Origin of the sequence: Bradyrhizobium niftali (genome assembly GCF_004571025.1) — a bacterium.
Lineage (GTDB): Bacteria > Pseudomonadota > Alphaproteobacteria > Rhizobiales > Xanthobacteraceae > Bradyrhizobium > Bradyrhizobium niftali.
The window spans coordinates 108,654-124,028 of record NZ_SPQT01000031.1 but is presented as its reverse complement, the minus strand read 5'-3'; the positions used below and the strand labels follow the sequence as shown (position 1 = coordinate 124,028).

General features: G+C 64.6%; 16 protein-coding genes. 10 read left to right on the top strand and 6 right to left on the bottom strand.

What is annotated here, in order from left to right; genetic code table 11:
* The 5 genes from E4K65_RS37970 to E4K65_RS49845 form a co-directional block, all read left to right on the top strand.
* A partial coding sequence (locus E4K65_RS37970; RefSeq protein WP_135178440.1) for a DUF1522 domain-containing protein occupies positions 1–1,165 on the top strand: 1,165 nt, incomplete at its 5' end.
* Positions 1,166–1,491: 326 nt separating this feature from the next.
* Complete coding sequence (locus tag E4K65_RS37965) at positions 1,492–3,780, top strand: DUF1522 domain-containing protein (RefSeq protein WP_135178439.1); 2,289 nt, start codon at positions 1,492–1,494, stop codon at positions 3,778–3,780.
* A gap of 219 nt (positions 3,781–3,999) precedes the next feature.
* A complete protein-coding gene (locus E4K65_RS37960; RefSeq protein ID WP_135178438.1) occupies positions 4,000–6,291 on the top strand; it encodes a DUF1522 domain-containing protein in 2,292 nt (763 codons plus the stop codon).
* A gap of 293 nt (positions 6,292–6,584) precedes the next feature.
* Positions 6,585–6,953: a flagellar biosynthesis regulator FlaF gene (gene flaF / locus E4K65_RS37955; protein WP_008554779.1), complete on the top strand. Its 369-nt coding sequence runs from the start codon at positions 6,585–6,587 to the stop codon at positions 6,951–6,953.
* Positions 6,954–7,186: 233 nt separating this feature from the next.
* Entirely contained in the window at positions 7,187–7,333 is a 147-nt protein-coding gene (locus E4K65_RS49845) for a hypothetical protein (protein WP_347340981.1), read from the top strand.
* Positions 7,334–7,336: 3 nt separating this feature from the next.
* Here the strand turns inward: E4K65_RS49845 and E4K65_RS37945 are convergent, their stop codons facing one another.
* From E4K65_RS37945 to E4K65_RS37930, 4 genes are all read right to left on the bottom strand, one after another.
* Positions 7,337–7,696 carry a hypothetical protein gene (locus E4K65_RS37945; RefSeq protein WP_135178437.1) on the bottom strand — a complete coding sequence of 120 codons (360 nt, stop codon included), beginning with the start codon at positions 7,694–7,696 and terminating at the stop codon, positions 7,337–7,339.
* A gap of 158 nt (positions 7,697–7,854) precedes the next feature.
* On the bottom strand, positions 7,855–8,352 hold the full coding sequence (locus E4K65_RS37940) for a hypothetical protein (RefSeq protein ID WP_027548503.1): 498 nt from the start codon (positions 8,350–8,352) through the stop codon (positions 7,855–7,857).
* A gap of 11 nt (positions 8,353–8,363) precedes the next feature.
* Entirely contained in the window at positions 8,364–8,732 is a 369-nt protein-coding gene (gene flgJ / locus E4K65_RS37935; RefSeq protein WP_167771473.1) for a flagellar assembly peptidoglycan hydrolase FlgJ, read from the bottom strand.
* Positions 8,732–9,856 carry a flagellar basal body P-ring protein FlgI gene (locus E4K65_RS37930; protein ID WP_028173283.1) on the bottom strand — a complete coding sequence of 375 codons (1,125 nt, stop codon included), beginning with the start codon at positions 9,854–9,856 and terminating at the stop codon, positions 8,732–8,734. Before E4K65_RS37930 ends, flgJ begins: the two co-directional genes overlap by 1 nt.
* A gap of 269 nt (positions 9,857–10,125) precedes the next feature.
* On the opposite strand from E4K65_RS37930, the gene E4K65_RS37925 reads away from it, so the two are divergent.
* Positions 10,126–10,539 carry a flagellar assembly protein FliX gene (locus E4K65_RS37925; protein WP_135178435.1) on the top strand — a complete coding sequence of 138 codons (414 nt, stop codon included), beginning with the start codon at positions 10,126–10,128 and terminating at the stop codon, positions 10,537–10,539.
* Between the two features lie 161 nt (positions 10,540–10,700).
* Here the strand turns inward: E4K65_RS37925 and E4K65_RS37920 are convergent, their stop codons facing one another.
* Positions 10,701–11,072: a winged helix-turn-helix transcriptional regulator gene (locus tag E4K65_RS37920; protein ID WP_027548507.1), complete on the bottom strand. Its 372-nt coding sequence runs from the start codon at positions 11,070–11,072 to the stop codon at positions 10,701–10,703.
* 149 nt (positions 11,073–11,221) lie between these two features.
* Between E4K65_RS37920 and E4K65_RS37915 the strand changes: the two genes are divergently transcribed.
* Both E4K65_RS37915 and dksA read left to right on the top strand, forming a co-directional pair.
* A complete protein-coding gene (locus tag E4K65_RS37915) occupies positions 11,222–11,833 on the top strand; it encodes an NAD(P)-dependent oxidoreductase (protein ID WP_135178434.1) in 612 nt (203 codons plus the stop codon).
* A 215-nt stretch (positions 11,834–12,048) separates the two neighbouring features.
* Positions 12,049–12,414 (top strand): RNA polymerase-binding protein DksA, encoded by a 366-nt coding sequence (gene dksA, locus E4K65_RS37910; protein WP_008554760.1) that lies wholly within the window; start codon positions 12,049–12,051, stop codon positions 12,412–12,414.
* Positions 12,415–12,694: 280 nt separating this feature from the next.
* Here dksA and E4K65_RS37905 read toward each other — a convergent pair whose 3' ends face one another.
* A complete protein-coding gene (locus E4K65_RS37905) occupies positions 12,695–13,093 on the bottom strand; it encodes a winged helix-turn-helix transcriptional regulator (protein WP_175627373.1) in 399 nt (132 codons plus the stop codon).
* A 93-nt stretch (positions 13,094–13,186) separates the two neighbouring features.
* On the opposite strand from E4K65_RS37905, the gene E4K65_RS37900 reads away from it, so the two are divergent.
* Both E4K65_RS37900 and E4K65_RS37895 read left to right on the top strand, forming a co-directional pair.
* Positions 13,187–14,215 carry an SDR family oxidoreductase gene (locus E4K65_RS37900; RefSeq protein ID WP_135178433.1) on the top strand — a complete coding sequence of 343 codons (1,029 nt, stop codon included), beginning with the start codon at positions 13,187–13,189 and terminating at the stop codon, positions 14,213–14,215.
* Between the two features lie 96 nt (positions 14,216–14,311).
* Positions 14,312–15,091, top strand: a complete 780-nt coding sequence (locus tag E4K65_RS37895) for a 2-keto-4-pentenoate hydratase (RefSeq protein WP_135178432.1) — start codon at positions 14,312–14,314, stop codon at positions 15,089–15,091.
* Positions 15,092–15,375: the final 284 nt, after the last annotated feature.

Sequence of the window (15,375 nt, the reverse complement as noted above, 5' to 3'; positions counted from 1 at the left end):
GACCGGTGCTCCGAGCGTTCCGAGCGGCTTCGGTGCCAGCGGTAACGTCCTCACCGACGGCAACGGCAACTCGACCGTCTATCTGCAGGGCGGCAACGTCAACGACGTGCTGAAGGCGATCGATCTTGCCACCGGCGTGCAGACCGCGACGGTCAACGCCAACGGCACCGCGACGCTTGCGACGGCCACCGGCCAGACCAACTCGTCGATCAACGCCTCGGGCCAGCTCAAGCTCTCGACCGGCGTCAACGCCGATCTGTCGATCACCGGCACCGGCAACGCGCTGAACGCGCTTGGCTTCGCCGGCAACACCGGGACCTCGACCGCGTTCACCGCGGCCCGTACTTCCGGCGTCGGCGGCCTCACCGGCAAGACCTTGACCTTCTCCTCCTTCAACGGCGGCACGGCGGTCAATGTCACCTTCGGCGACGGCACCAGCGGCACGGTCAAGACGCTCGATCAGCTCAACTCGAAGCTGCAGGCCAACAACCTGACGGCGACGATCGACGCCAATGGCCTGCTGACGGTCTCCACCACCAACGACTACGCGTCCTCGACCATCGGTTCGAGCGCCGCGGGTGGTGCGATCGGTGGCACGCTGACCACGGCGCTGACGTTCTCGACGGCTTCCAGCCCCGTCCAGGATACGGTCGCCCAGACCTCACGTTCGAACCTGGTGTCTCAGTACAACAACATCCTGAACCAGATCGACTCGACCTCGCAGGACTCCTCGTTCAACGGCGTCAACCTGTTGAACGGCGACCAGCTCAAGCTGGTGTTCGACGAGACCGGCAAGTCGAACCTCAGCATCACCGGCGTGACCTACAACTCGAAGGGTCTGGGCCTCGCCGCGCTGACCGGTGGCGTCGACTTCATCGACAACGCCGCCACCAACAAGGTGCTGACCAACCTGAACTCCGCGTCGAGCACGCTGCGCTCGGAAGCTTCGAGCCTCGGTTCGAACCTGACGATCGTGCAGGTTCGTCAGGACTTCAACAAGAACCTGATCAACGTGCTGCAGACCGGTTCGTCCAACCTGACGCTGGCCGACACCAACGTCGAGGCGGCCAACAGCCAGGCGCTGTCGACCCGCCAGTCGATCGCGGTCTCCGCGCTGTCGCTGGCCAACCAGTCGCAGCAGAGCGTGCTGCAGCTGCTCCGCTAACAAGCGGCAGACATCGCAAGCAAGATCCGGCGGCGGGGCTTCGGCCCCGCCGCTTTTTTTCGTTCGTCACTCGAGGTTTCGAGAGGGCAGGCGACACTCTGAAAAGTAACCAGCGGTTATGGTTAATGGAGCGTAAGCGCGAAGAATTGCCAATGATTTCAGGCTGATTGCCATCTCACTCTGCGCTTCCCGCCCGCTTATGGTGAACCGGCGCTTATGCAGGCGATGTTCGTTTCACCCTTTGTTAGCCATGTCGCGGCACGCTGGCCCCGTCACTCGATCCGAAGCGATCGAACGAAGACGCGTAAGCCAGAAGGGTAAGAGTCATGTCAGGTATCGTTCTCTCTGCGTCGGTTCGTCAGAACCTGCTCTCTCTCCAGTCCACCGCCGACCTCCTCGCCACCACACAGAACCGTCTGTCGACCGGCAAGAGCGTCAACTCGGCCCTGGACAATCCCACCAACTTCTTCACGGCTCAGTCGCTCGACAACCGCGCCAGCGACATCAACAATCTGCTCGATAGCATCGCCAACGGCGTGCAGGTGCTGCAGGCTGCCAACACCGGCCTGACCTCGTTGCAGAAGCTGATCGACAGCGCCAAGTCGATTGCCAACCAGGCGCTGCAGACCACGGTCGGCTACTCCACCAAGTCCAACGTCTCCACCACCATCTCGGGTGCGACGGCGGCCGACCTGCGCGGCACGACGAGCTTCGCCAGCGCGACCGCGAGCAGCAACGTGCTGTATAACGGCACGGCCGGCGGCACCACGGCGGCGACCGGCACCACGACGCTCGGCGCCACCATCGGCTCCTTTGCAAGCACTGGCGCAACGGCCGGTGACGGCACCACGGCGCTGACCGGCGCCATCACCCTGATCGCCACCAACGGCACGACCGCAACCGGCCTGGCCGGCAACGCCCAGCCTGCCGACGGCGACACGCTGACCGTGAATGGCAAGACCATCACGTTCCGCTCGGGCTCCGCTCCGGCGTCGACTGCGGTTCCGTCCGGCTCGGGCGTCAGCGGCAACCTCGTCACCGACGGCAACGGCAACACCACCGTCTATCTCGGCACCGCGGGCACCCCGGCGGCGACCGTCAACGATCTCTTGTCCGCGATCGATCTGGCCAGCGGCGTGAAGACGGTATCCATCACCGCGGGCGCTGCGACGATCGCCGTGAGCGCCAGCCAGCCAGGTGCTGCGGTCTCGACCGCCGCTGGCGGCGCCGTCACGCTGAAGAGCTCGACGGGTGCGGATCTGAGTGTCACCGGCAAGGCCGACCTGCTCAAGGCCCTCGCCCTGACGACGTCCACAGGTGCAGGCAACGCCACCGTCAACGTCAACCGGACCACGAGCGCGGCCTCGCTGGGCGCGACCATCGCGGACGGGGCGACGCTGAACGTCGACGGTCACGTCATCACCTTCAAGAACGCGCCGATCCCGGGCTCGACCGGTGCGCCGAGCGTTCCGAGCGGCTTCGGTGCCTCCGGTAACGTCCTCACCGACGGCAACGGCAACTCGACGGTCTATCTACAGGCCGGCACGGTCAACGACGTGCTGAAGGCGATCGACCTTGCCACCGGCGTGCAGACTGCCACGATCAACGCCAACGGCACCGCGACGCTGGCGACCGCCACCGGCCAGTCGAACTCGACGATCAATACCTCAGGTCAGCTCAAGATCTCGACCGGTATCAACGCCGACCTGTCGATCACCGGCACCGGCAATGCGTTGAACGTGCTCGGCCTCGCCGGCAACACCGGCAATGCCACCGCCTTCACCGCGGCGCGCACCTCCGGCATCGGCGGCATCGCCGGCAAGACCTTGACCTTCACCTCCTTCAACGGCGGCACGGCGGTCAACGTCACCTTCGGCGACGGCACCAACGGCACGGTCAAGACGCTCGATCAGCTCAACACCAAGCTTCAGGCCAACAACCTTTCGGCGACGATCGACGCCAACGGTCTGCTGACCATCACCGCATCCAACGACTATGCGTCCTCGACGCTCGGTTCGACGGCGGCGGGTGGTGCGATCGGCGGCACGCTGACTTCGGCGCTGACCTTCTCGACGGCTTCCAATCCCGTCCAGGATGGGGTTGCCCAGACGGCGCGTGCGAACCTGGTGTCCCAGTACAACAACATCCTGAACCAGATCGACACGACCTCGCAGGACTCCTCGTTCAACGGCGTCAACCTCTTGAACGGCGACCAGCTCAAGCTGGTGTTCGACGAGACCGGCAAGTCGAGCCTGAACATCACCGGCGTGACCTACAACTCCAAGGGTCTGGGCCTCGCTGCTCTGACCGTCGGCGTCGATTTCATCGACAACGCTGCCGCCAACAGGGTGCTGACCAACCTGAACGCCGCCTCGAGCACGCTGCGCTCGGAGGCCTCGAGCCTCGGCTCGAACCTCTCGGTGGTGCAGATCCGTCAGGACTTCAACAAGAACCTGATCAACGTGCTGCAGACCGGCTCGTCCAACCTGACGCTGGCCGACACCAACGTCGAGGCGGCCAACAGCCAGGCGCTGTCGACCCGCCAGTCGATCGCGGTCTCCGCGCTGTCGCTGGCCAACCAGTCGCAGCAGAGCGTGCTCCAGCTGCTCCGCTAACAAGTAGCTGGAATAGCTAAATAAAATCGAGCGGCGGGGCCATTGGCCCTGCCGCTCTTGTTTGCGTCCGGAGGCGGGCAGGGGCATTCATTCGCCATTAACCCTATCGCTTAAACCGGCGTTAACCATACTTTAAAGGACACCTCCTAAAACTGGACCAAAGCCCGCTTTCGAGACCGCGTGGCCGATTCGTATCCGGTTCAAGAGGAAGACTCGCCAATGTCCAACATCGTTCTCTCGGCGTCAGTTCGCCAGAACCTGTTGTCGCTGCAGTCGACGGCTGACTTGCTGGCCACGACGCAGGAGCGGCTGTCAACCGGCAAGAAGGTCAACACGGCACTCGACAATCCCACCAACTTCTTCACCGCGCAGGGGTTGGACAACCGGGCGAGCGACATCAGCAACCTGCTCGACGGCATCAACAACGGTGTGCAGGTGCTCCAGGCCGCCAACACCGGCATCACCTCGCTGCAGAAGCTGATCGACAGCGCGAAATCGATCGCCAACCAAGCGCTGCAGACCACGGTCGGTTACTCCACCAAGTCGAACGTCTCCACCACGATTCCCGGTGCGACGCCCGCGGACCTGCGCGGCACGACCTCCTATGCGAGCGCGACCGCCAACAGCAACGTGCTCTACACCGGCGCGCCCGGTGGCGTGACCCCGGTGACGGGGACCGCCGCGCTCGGCGCTTCACTGGGTTCGAACGCGGGCTCGGCGGTCGGTTTCGCCGCGACCGCCGCCGACGGCACCACCGTACTGTCAGGTACCGCCACGCTGCTCGGCACCACGGCATCCACCACCTTTGGCGCGCCGCCCGCGGATGGCGACACCATCACGGTGAACGGCAAGACCATCACCTTCCGCACCGGTATCCCGCCGACGACGCAGCCGACCGGCTGGGGTCTCGACGCCAGTGGACACATCGCCACCGACGGCAACGGCAACTCGATCGTCTATGAGGGAACCGCGGCTGCGCCCAGGGCGACCGTCAACGACGTCCTCAGCGCGATTGACCTCGCCAGCGGCGTCAAGACCGCAACCATCAGCGCAGGCGCGGCGACCATCGCGGTCAGCGGTTCGACCGGTCCGATCGGCACGCTTCAGGTGGCATCGTCCATCTCGGGCGGTGGCCAGGTCACGCTGAAGAGCTCGACCGGCGCCGATCTGAGTGTGACCGGCAAGGCTGACTTCCTCAACAAGCTCGGTCTGACCACGGCGACCGGCGCGGGCAATGCGAACGTGACCGCGAACCGGTCGACGACCTCGGGTTCGCTGGGCACCCTGGTCCAGGACGGCTCGACGCTGAACATCGATGGTCACACCATCACCTTCAAGAACGCCCAGACGCCCCAATCGGCGGCCAGCGTGACCTCGGGTGGTGTCAACGGCAACATTGTCACGGACGGCAACGGCAACTCGACCGTCTATATCCAGAGCGCGACGCTCACCGACCTGCTCAACTCGATCGACCTTGCCACCGGCGTGAAGACCGCAAGCATCTTCAACGGCGCGGCGTCGCTGACGACCACTTCGGGCCAGATCCCGTCGTCGGTCAACAGCAGCGGCCAGCTTGCGCTCTCCACCGGCGTCAACGCCGACCTGTCGATCACCGGCACCGGCAATGCGCTCCACGCGTTCGGCCTCAGCGGCAACACGGGAACGGCGACCGCCTTCACCGCGGCGCGGACCTCCGGTGTTGGTGGTGTCAGCGGCAAGACGCTGACCTTCACCTCCTTCAACGGCGGCACGCCGGTGAACGTCACCTTCGGCGACGGCACCAACGGCACCGTCAAGACGCTCGACCAGCTCAACGCGCAGCTTCAGGCGAACCACCTGACGGCGACGATCGACGCCAATGGCCTGCTGACGGTGACCACCGTCAACGAATACGCCTCCTCGACGCTCGGTTCGACGACTGCGGGCGGCACGGTCGGCGGCACGATCACCGGTGTTCTGGCCTTCACCACCGCGCAGCCGCCGGTCCAGGATCCGGTCGCGCAGACGGCGCGCTCGAATCTGGTCAACCAGTTCAACAACATTCTGGCGCAGATCGACACGACGTCGCAGGACTCCTCCTTCAACGGCGTCAACCTGCTCAACGGCGACACGCTGAAGCTCGTCTTCAACGAAACCGGCAGCTCCACGCTCGGCATCAACGGCGTGGTGTTCAATGCGGCCGGCCTCGGCCTCAGCAACCTCGTCAACGGTGTCGACTTCATCGACAACGGCGCCACCAACAAGGTGCTGACCAGCCTGAACGCGGCCTCGAGCACGCTGCGCTCGGAAGGTTCGGCGCTCGGTTCGAACCTCTCGATCGTGCAGGTGCGCCAGGACTTCTCGAAGAACCTGATCAACGTGCTGCAGACCGGCTCGTCGAACCTGACGCTGGCCGACACCAACGAGGAAGCGGCCAACAGCCAGGCGCTGTCGACCCGCCAGTCGATCGCGGTGTCCGCGCTGTCGCTGGCCAACCAGTCGCAGCAGAGCGTGCTGCAGCTGCTCCGCTAATTTCGCTGCGCAACACCGCTACTTGAGATATCGCGGCGGGGCTAACGCTCCGCCGTTCTTTTTACGGAGATCGCTAAGGCAGGATTAGCTGAGATTGATGCCCATCACGCGAAGCAAGTTTACAGCGTGTGTGCGTGCATCTAGCGTTGCGCTGACGAAGACCTCCGTGACCCGTAATTATCCGGAGTGCTTCCAAGCGCACACGTAAGCAAATCTTAAGCGGTGCTGCCTAGGGTTGGGAAAGAAATCCTTAAGCGCGTTCAACGGGCTAGGTAACCTCCAGGGTGTGATTGATGTCGAATTCCGCTGCCTCGGCTTACGCGCGTGTTGCAACGACCACTGCATCTCCTCGCGACATCGAGGCGCAGACCTTGCTCAAGGCCGCCAACAAGCTCCAGGATGCGGTGAACAACGCTGATCCGCTCAGCGAGCAGACCATGCAGGCGCTGATGTTCAACCGCAAGCTCTGGACGATCTTCCTGAGCGAGGCGATGCGCGACAACAATCCGCAGCCGATCGACGTCCGCCAGAAGATCGCCAACATCAGCGTGTTCGTGCTGAGCCAGACCGCGGCGCTGCAGATGAGCCCGCAGTTCGATCACTTCCGCCCGCTGATCGAGATCAATCGCAATATCGCTGCGGGTCTGTCCGGGCGGCCGTGATGGAGGCCCGTCGTGGCCGACATCATGAGCATTGTGTCGACCGCGCATAAGTCGAACGTTCTTTCCAGCCCATCGGGTTCGTCGACATACATCCCGGCCGATTCCTCGCCCTACCAGGGCGGCCGGACCGGGACCTATTCCGATGGCAAGAAATTCCCGCTCAACCTCTCGCCGGTCAGCGGCTTTCGCGCGCAGGTCCACGACGGGAGCACCGGGACGTCCCACACCGGCAGGTGCCGATCGAGGACAGCTCGTTCCGCTTCGGGAATACCAAGTTTACGCTGACTGACGTTGGCAAGGCCCAGATCAAAAACGTCGTCACCGATCCTGCGACCGGCGCGACCTATCTCGACACAGCGGTTGCCACGCTCGACGCCTGATCGTCAGGCGCTGAGGTCCGTATTGAGCGGACGCGAGGGTTTGGACTTCAGATCCTCTGCATGGAAATAAGCTCGCCGACGCAGCATCGCTTCGTCGGGGAACTGATTGACCACGGCGTCGGTCCTGTCGTTGACGACCTGGAAGACGAAGGATGCGGCAGCCTGGTCGAACACGACCTGCCGCGAGATGTTCTCGTTGTTCGGCAAATCATTGCGCGCGGGTGCGCTCGTATCGCTCGCGGCGACCGTCTGGCTCACCGGCAAATCAGTTTGCACGGCCTCGTTCGCCGCCGCATTCGACGTCGTTACGATCTGCGCGGGGGCCGGTATCCCCACCGGCCTGATGCTGAAATCTGTACTCATGGCAGCCTCCTGGTTGCCTCGTCCGAGTCAAATCCCAACCCCTCTCAATGCGCAACCATGGAACACCAGGATTGAAGACCCGGTAAGGAAACGTGACTAACCGCGCGACGATATCGCCGCGCGGTTTTTCGTAAAATTGTCGCTTGTTTTGCGCGCGCTCAGAGCGAGCGGCTGACCGTGAGCGGGGTGATGTGGCGCGGGCCCGGAGTGGCGCGGCGACCTGCGGCCGTATAGGTGTTCGGCACGTTGCGTTTCTGGATCTCGGCGTTGACGCCGCGCACGACGCTCTCGGAGACCGCGTGCGCGGTCGCGAGCACGGTGAGATTGACCTGGAGCATCGCGCGGAACGCATCGTGATGCCGATGCAGCGTCGAGAGCAGCTCGGGCGCCGATTTCGCGAGCTGGGCCTGGCTGGCCTTCAACCGGCTGACGGCGCCGACATAGTTTCGCGACAGCTCCTGCTTCCTGCTCTCGAGGGTCATCGCCTCGCGGACGTTGCCGGCGCGCACGAGCTCGGTCTCGCGCTCGATCAGGCCGAGCAGGGCGTTCATCGCATCCATCAGGTCTTCGGCGAGCTTGCGCGCCTCGGCGTTGCCGGGCGCGGTGTTCGGGCGCTGCGCCTGCATCGGCTGGCGTGAGGCGGTGAACTGGTTCATCTCGTTTGACCTTATGCCGTGCGGACGGTTTTCGCCTGCTGCATGATGAGAGTGCGGTAGACCTCGGTGGCGACGCCGACGCCCCCGGCCTTGGCGAAGTTCTTGGAATACTGCTCGGTCAGCATCGAGCGCCATACGCCGGTGCCCGGTGTGTCGCCGAACGGGCCTTCGCCCTTCAGGCCCGAGGTCATCTGCGAGAACATGCTGTTGAGGAACATCGCCTCGAAATCGGTGGCGGTCTTCTGCGCCTTGGCCTGCTGCTGCGGCGGGACCTTCTGCAGCGCGGCGGCGAGCTCGAAGTCGGGCCGGCCGTTGCGGCTCTCCACCGAGAAGGCCGAGGAGGTGGCGGCGCGCGGGGCGTTGATCATGCTCGCCTGCATCACATCACCTCGATGTCGGCTTCGATCGCGCCGGCGGCCTTGATCGCTTGCAGGATGCTGATCATGTCGCGGGGGCCGATGCCGAGGCCGTTGAGGCCGTCGACGAGCTGCTGGAGCGAGACGCCATCCTTGACGAGCGCCAACTTCCTGCCGTCCTCGGTGACGCTGACGCTGCTGCGCGGCGCAACCACGGTCCGCCCGCGAGACAGCGGATTGGGCTGGCTCACCTGCGGGCTTTCGGAGATCGTGACGGTGAGGTTGCCTTGCGCCACCGCGACAGTGGCGACGCGGACGTCGCGGCCCATCACGATGATGCCGCTGCGCTCGTCGATGACGATCTTGGCGGCGAGATCGGGATCGACCTGGAGCTGCTCGATCTCGGTGAGGAAGGCGACGACGTTACCCTTGAACTCGGGCGGGATCGAAAGCTGCACCGTCGAGGGATCGATCGGCTCGGCAGTCTTGACGCCGAGATAGTCGTTGACGGCCGCCGCGATACGCTTGGCGGTGGTGAAGTCGGCGTTGCGCAGCGCGAGCCGCACGTTCGGCAGCCGGTTGAGCGCGAACTCGATCTCGCGCTCGATGATGGCGCCGTTGGCGATGCGCCCCACCGTCGGAACGCCGCGCACGATCTTCGCCGCTTCACCCTCGGCCTGGAAGCCGGAGATGGCGAGCGAGCCCTGCGCGACCGCATAGACGTTGCCGTCGGCGCCGAGGAGGGGCGTGACGAGCAGGGTGCCGCCCTGGAGGTTCTTGGCGTCGCCGAGCGCGGAGACGGTGACGTCCATGCGCGTGCCCTGGGTGGCGAAGGCCGGCAGATTGCCTGTCACCATCACGGCGGCGACGTTGCCGGTGCGGATGGTGGCGCCGCGGATGTTGACGCCCATGCGCTCGAGCATCGCTTGCAGCGACTGCTTGGTGAAGGGGATGTTGTTGAGCGTGTCGCCGGTGCCGTTGAGGCCGACGACGAGGCCGTAGCCGATGAGCTGGTTCTGCCGCACGCCTTCGATATTGGCGAGGTCCTTGATGCGCGAGGTCGCGCTTGCGGACGTGACCGACAGCGCCAGCGCTGACAGCGCGGCGCAGGCCACCCCAACAATCCTCACCCAACGAACGCCTGGCATCCTCTGCTCCCCGAGGCTCCTCAAATCTCGGACCATCCTCGACACTCCCATGACGAGCTGGTCCGACGCTTTCCTTGCGAGGGCCGTGCCAACGCGGGGCAGTGGGGGTAGGTCGCTGAATAGGTTGAATAAATCTGTTTCGACCGGTGTCAGCGAGCGTTGTCTTTGAGGAGCGAAACTGCCGCCTGTCGGCAGATTTTGCCGGGCTGTTTACGTGCCGTTAACCATAAAACAGCGAAGGTGAGGCATCGATCACCCGGATTGCTGCGATGCGCATCTACGGACCGAACGGCACCACGCTTGGAACGCCGGCCAGCCAGGCCAGGCGGACGGGCTCCGGCACCTTCGTCTTGCCCGACACCGCGTCGGCGCAGGAGACGCGGGCCGCCGCGGCGCCGAAAGCGGCCGCCAACATCGATGCGCTGCTCGCGTTGCAAGGCATCGAGGAGGATCCGGTCGAGCGTCGCAAGCGCTCGGTCGCCCGCGGCAGGACCGCGCTCGACGTGCTCGACGATCTCAAGATGGGGCTGCTGTCCGGCAATCTCGACGCGTCCACCGTGATGCGGCTGCGCGATGCTGCGGCGAACCTGAAATCGTCCTCGGGCGATCCCGGTCTCGATTCGCTGCTGTCCGAGATCGAGCTGCGTGTCGAGGTCGAACTCGCCAAGGCCGGGCAGGCGTAGTCGGGCAGGCTGTCGTCGCACCGCTTGACCGGGCGACCCAGTAGTCCAGAGACAGTCGTTTTGAGTCGAGAAGCCGCGGCGTACGGGATGCCCCGGTCAAGCCGGGGCATGACGGCGGAGTTTGGGGTGGCGCGGGAACAGCTCGTTCCAGACGTTGCCATTCACGCCGCTTCCTCCTCCTTCTGCGCGTCGTAGCGGCGCTGGGCGGCGAGCACGTCCTTCAGATTCTCCTCGGCCCAATCGCGCAGCGGATCGACGGCGGCGGCGAGGGTCAGCCCGAGCTGCGTGATCGAATATTCCACCGTCACCGGTACGGTCGCGATGGCGCGGCGCTTGATCAGGCCGTCGCGTTCGAGCGATTTGAGAACCTGGCTCAGCATCTTCTGCGAAATGCCTTCGATCGTGCGGCGCAACTGATTGAAACGCATCGGCTCGCCGCGCAGCAGCAGGAGGATCAGCACCGCCCATTTGTCGCCGATGCGATCGAGGATCTGGCGCGTGGGGCAGTTCGCTGCATAGACGTCGGGCTTCATCGTCGGGTCCTCGATCCATTGAAGTCGCTTGCCGGCTCGCTTGCCGGTTACTCCTGCGTAAGCAGGTAAGCACAAAGTGCTCTCTTAACACCAGCATTCTTTGCGATATCTAGTCACTGTTAGTTACTATAGAAGCAAAGGAGCCTTCCATGAAAATCGCAATCGCCGGCGCCTCGGGCCGGGCCGGGTCGGAGATCACCAAGGAACTGTCCCGCCGCGGCCATAGCGTCACGGCCATCGCCCGGAACCCCGAGAAGATCGCGGCCCTGCCGAACGTCACACCGACCAAGGGAGACGTGCTCGACCAGGCGGGCCTCGCCAAGCTGTGGGCCGGGCACGACGTCGCCGTGAGTTCCGTGCACTTCCTGGCCAGCGACGCGCTCAAGCTGATCGGGGCAGCCAAGGACTCCAAGGTGGGCCGTTACCTCGTCGTCGGCGGGGCTGGCAGCCTCGAGGTCGCTCCTGGCGTGAAACTGGTTACAACCCCCGGTTTTCCGGCCCAATACAAGGCCGAGGCCGAGGGAGGCTCTGCCTTTCTCGATCTGCTGCGCCAGGAAAAGGACCTGAACTGGACCTTCATCTCGCCGTCGGCGCTGTTCGTCGAGGGAGAGCGCACGGGCAAGTTCCGGCTCGGGACCGATCAGCTTCTCGCAGATGCGAATGGCAAGAGCTGGATCAGCTTCGCCGATTACGCCATTGCGCTGGCCGACGAGATCGAGCGGCCGGCCCATTTGAGGCAGCGTTTCACGGTCGGTTACTAGGCCTTCGGCCGCCCCCAGGCCCTCCAGGATAAACCTTCCTGTGCAAGGGCTTGGGCGCGCCAGCCGGACGAGCAGGGAAATATTGTCTGTCACGGGAGGCCGCTATATAACGCCCCGCTCAACGGACCCCGTTCCGTTTGCGAGTCGTTGCTTAGACAGATAGGCCGCCCTTGGAAAAGTTGAAAAACTACCGACCGACCGAAAAAGAGCCTTTCATGAACGACCGGCAGAAGGAGTACTTCCGGTTGAAGCTCCTTGCCTGGAAGGATGAGATCCTCAAAGAGTCCAAGCTCACCCTGCAAGCCCTGCAGGAGGAGAACGTGAACCACCCCGATCTCGCCGATCGGGCATCGTCCGAAACCGACCGCGCCATCGAACTCCGCGCCCGCGACCGCCAGCGCAAGTTGATCGCCAAGATCGACGCCGCGCTCCAGCGTATCGAGGACAACACCTATGGCTATTGCGAGGACACCGGGGAGCCGATCTCGTTGAAGCGGCTCGAGGCCCGGCCGATCGCGACGCTCTCGGTGGAAGCGCAGGAGCGACACGAGAAACGCGAGAAGGTCTATCGCGACGAATAGAGTCGGAGCCGCAGCGATGCGGCTCTTTGTTTTTGGACGCAAGGCGCCATTTCGCGCCGCGGTCAGCATATTGCCCGTCGCTTGCCGACGCGCTTCGACGCGCGAGCGCAATCGCGAAAAGTGAATCGTGATCAATGGGCTAGACTCGATTCCTCCGAGCTCACGTGAGTTCGGATGAGAAACAGCCTTCACTTCAGGTGCGGGAGATTTCGCGAGTCGCATCAACGGGATCGACTCGAACGCTGAGACACCGATCCAGCTGCATCAAGAATCGCTGCAATCAGGCCTGCTGCGACGCCACAAGGCGCGCATCCCCATAAAGCCTGGACCAGCTCAATATTTCCTTAAACGCCGGCAACAGGCCGTAGGCCGCATCCGTCAGCTCGTACTCGACCCTTAAGGGCTTCTCCGCGAAGACGGTCCGCGACACCAGGCCGTCCTGCTCGAGCTCGCGCAGTTGCGTGGTCAGCATGTGCTGGGTGATGCCGCCGATCGATCGCCGCAATGCGCCGAAACGAACCGCGCCGTTCATCAGCGCGAACAGGATCTCCAGCTTCCACTTGCCACCGAGGGCGTGGATGGCCCGCTTGAAGTCGGCGAGCAGGGCAGGGTCGGGGCTGCAATCGCAGTCGCCGTCGCAAACGCTGGTCAGGTTTTCCATACCGGTCTCGAAATCCATTCTACTTGCTCCCCGGGAGATAGTGACCAGATGCCGCCTTGAGCAGGGCGGCGGAACCAATTCGCCGGCCCGTGCAACGAGGGGAATTTGGCAATGAGCACTGTTCTGGTCACTGGCGGGTCGGGCTTCGTCGGCATCCACGTCATCCTGCAACTTCTGGCCGCCGGCCACACGGTGCGGACGACGGTGCGCCGGCCGGAGCGCCAGACCGATGTGCTGGCGATGCTGCGCGAGGGCGGGGCCGTTTCGCCGGAGAGCCTGTCCTTCTTCACCGCCGACCTCGTCCGGGACGAGGGGTGGGGTGAGGCCGTCGCGGGCTGCGACTACGTTCTCCATGTTGCCTCGCCGCTCTCGACCAGTGTTCCCAAGGATGAGAACGAGATGATCATCCCGGCCCGCGACGGCACGCTGCGAGTGCTCCGGGCCGCCCGCGAGGCCGGCGTGAGGCGCGTGGTGATCACCTCGTCGCTGGGTGCGATCGGGTATGGCCACAAGCCGCGGGAAAAGCCGTTCGACGAGACCGACTGGACCAATCTCGAAGGCGCCGACGTGCAGCCCTACATCAAATCCAAGACGCTGGCCGAACGGGCGGCCTGGGATTTCGTCGCGCGCGAAGGCGGCGGGCTCGAACTCTCGGTCGTGAACCCCGCCGCCATTTTCGGTCCCGTGCTCGGGCCGGACTTCTCCGGGTCGATCGAGATCGTCAAATCGCTGCTCGACGGCGCCATGCCGGCGGTACCGCGGGTCTATTTCGGCGTGGTCGACGTGCGCGATGTGGCCGACCTGCATTTGCGGGCGATGACGGCGCCTGAGGCGAAAGGCGAGCGTTTCATCGCGGTCTCCGGCGAGACGATGTCGATCCTGGACATCGCCAGGGTGCTGCGGCGGGAACTCGGACCGAGGGCGCGCCGGGTTCCGCGGCTTCAGGCGCCCGACTGGCTGGTGCGCCTGGCCGCAAACCGGATTCCGCTTCTGCGTGCGGTCGTGCCGATGCTCGGAAGGGTGCGGCATTCCACCAGCGCCAAGGCGCAGTCGCTGCTCGGCTGGCAGGCGCGTTCCAACGATGAGGCGATCCTCGCGACGGCCGAGAGCCTGATCCGGCTTGCCCTCGTCAAGGCGTGAAGCCGCCCTTGGATCGTCCTTTGGACCGCGCTTGTCAGGCCGGAGCGGGGGTGCTGAAGTGCCGCCCTCGATTGCGTAGCGTGGGAGGCGGCGCCGATGGACAACATTCTCGAAGCCGCAAAGGCGATCGCACTGGCGCGCCGCAACCATGCGCCGCTTGCAGCGCTCGAGGTTCCACCTGCCGACGAGGCCGAGGGTTACCAGGTCCAGCGCGCGCTGCACGACCTCCTGCTGCCGCATGCCGGGCCGCTCGTCGGCTACAAGATCGGCTGCACCAGCCAGGTGATGCAGGACTATATCGGCATCCCGCATCCCTGCGGCGGCGGCGTGTTCCAGAAAGGCGTGCACGACAGCGGGGTGAAGCTCGCGACCTCCAAATATGTCCGTGTCGGCGTCGAATGCGAGATCGCGGTGCGGCTGCAGCGTGACCTTGCCGCCGGCGAGGCGCCGTTCACGGCCGAATGGGTCGGCGAGGCCGTCGAGGCCTATCATCCCGCGATCGAGATCGTCGACGACCGCTATGTGAAGTGGGAGACGATGGGCGCGCCGACGCTGATCGCCGACGATTTCTTCGCCGCCGGCTGCGTGCTGGGGCCGTCCGTGCCGCGCTCGTCGGTGCCGGACCTGGCGGCGGTCAAGGGCCGCGCCATCGTCAACGGCGAGGAGGTCAGCCACGGCACCGGTGCCGACGTGCTCGGCCACCCCCACAACGCGCTCGCCTGGCTCGCCAATCATCTCGCCGCCGACGGCAAGAGTTTGCATGCGGGACAGCTCGTGCTGACGGGAAGCCTTGTCAAGACGCTATGGCTGAAGGCCGGCGACAAGGTGCGGATGGAGCTGGACGGGCTGGGCGTGGTGGAGGCGAAGTTTACGTGAGGGGCGCATAGCGCCCCAACATTCTCCGTCATTGCGAGGAGCCCGCGACAAAATTGCGAAGCAATTTTGCGCTGATGCGACGAAGCAATCCAGAATCTTTCCGTGGTCGCATTTCTGGATTGCTTCGCTGCGCTCGCAATGACGGAAGCTGGGGCGGCGTTTGATTGCGCCAACCGACCGCGTAGGCGGCGGCTCGCAACCGCGCGCCAAAATACATGCGGCCTCCGGCAGGGGAGCTACCGGAGGCCGCGTAGTACATCGTCGTTCGCGCCTAGGTTCGCGAA

Excerpts from the sequence above, each read along its gene's own strand:
- E4K65_RS37965 (WP_135178439.1), top strand. The coding sequence starts at position 1,492 with ATGTCAGGTATCGTTCTCTCTGCGTCGGTTCGTCAGAACCTGCTCTCT.
- E4K65_RS37960 (WP_135178438.1), top strand. The coding sequence starts at position 4,000 with ATGTCCAACATCGTTCTCTCGGCGTCAGTTCGCCAGAACCTGTTGTCG.
- flaF (WP_008554779.1), top strand. The coding sequence starts at position 6,585 with ATGTCGAATTCCGCTGCCTCGGCTTACGCGCGTGTTGCAACGACCACT.
- E4K65_RS37945 (WP_135178437.1), bottom strand. The coding sequence starts at position 7,696 with ATGAGTACAGATTTCAGCATCAGGCCGGTGGGGATACCGGCCCCCGCG.
- E4K65_RS37940 (WP_027548503.1), bottom strand. The coding sequence starts at position 8,352 with ATGAACCAGTTCACCGCCTCACGCCAGCCGATGCAGGCGCAGCGCCCG.
- flgJ (WP_167771473.1), bottom strand. The coding sequence starts at position 8,732 with ATGCAGGCGAGCATGATCAACGCCCCGCGCGCCGCCACCTCCTCGGCC.
- E4K65_RS37930 (WP_028173283.1), bottom strand. The coding sequence starts at position 9,856 with ATGCCAGGCGTTCGTTGGGTGAGGATTGTTGGGGTGGCCTGCGCCGCG.
- E4K65_RS37925 (WP_135178435.1), top strand. The coding sequence starts at position 10,126 with ATGCGCATCTACGGACCGAACGGCACCACGCTTGGAACGCCGGCCAGC.
- E4K65_RS37920 (WP_027548507.1), bottom strand. The coding sequence starts at position 11,072 with ATGAAGCCCGACGTCTATGCAGCGAACTGCCCCACGCGCCAGATCCTC.
- E4K65_RS37915 (WP_135178434.1), top strand. The coding sequence starts at position 11,222 with ATGAAAATCGCAATCGCCGGCGCCTCGGGCCGGGCCGGGTCGGAGATC.
- dksA (WP_008554760.1), top strand. The coding sequence starts at position 12,049 with ATGAACGACCGGCAGAAGGAGTACTTCCGGTTGAAGCTCCTTGCCTGG.
- E4K65_RS37905 (WP_175627373.1), bottom strand. The coding sequence starts at position 13,093 with ATGGATTTCGAGACCGGTATGGAAAACCTGACCAGCGTTTGCGACGGC.
- E4K65_RS37900 (WP_135178433.1), top strand. The coding sequence starts at position 13,187 with ATGAGCACTGTTCTGGTCACTGGCGGGTCGGGCTTCGTCGGCATCCAC.
- E4K65_RS37895 (WP_135178432.1), top strand. The coding sequence starts at position 14,312 with ATGGACAACATTCTCGAAGCCGCAAAGGCGATCGCACTGGCGCGCCGC.